Genomic DNA, 500 nt, shown 5'->3' on the forward strand with positions numbered 1-500 from the left:
CAGAGGTATTTCGTACCCGCACGATGGATGTACTAAAAATCGCATTCCTTTCTTCTGCGGTACTGGAGGTCTTCACTTGTATTTCTATCGCTATTACTGCGGTTTACTTCGGCTTCAGTTACATCGGTGAATTGAACTTTGGTTACTACGGTGCTGGCGTCACCTTGTTTGCTGGCCTGTTCATCCTGATTTTAGCTCCTGAGTTTTACCAACCACTTCGAGATCTCGGTACTTTCTATCACGCGAAGCAACAAGCGGTGGGCGCTGCCGAAAGTATTGTCGAGTTTCTTGAACTAGAGGTAGATCAAGTGAAAGATGGAACTCAATCTCTTGAACAGAACACGCCAATTCAAATCGAAGCTCAAGATTTGGTTGTTTTCAGCCCTGAAGGCAAACAATTGGCTGGCCCTCTGTCATTTTCGTTGGAAGCCAATCAAAGCACTGCGCTTGTTGGCCCAAGTGGCGCAGGTAAAACCAGTTTGGTTAATACCATTCTTGGC

General features: G+C 46.0%; 1 protein-coding gene. It reads left to right on the plus strand.

Annotated features, from left to right (window positions below; translation table 11 throughout):
- Positions 1 to 500, plus strand: a 500-nt coding sequence (locus R7Z49_RS28085) for an ATP-binding cassette domain-containing protein (RefSeq protein WP_318112936.1), incomplete at both ends; no start/stop codon positions are given.

Source organism: Vibrio sp. 1562 (genome assembly GCF_033340155.1).
GTDB lineage: Bacteria > Pseudomonadota > Gammaproteobacteria > Enterobacterales > Vibrionaceae > Vibrio > Vibrio alginolyticus.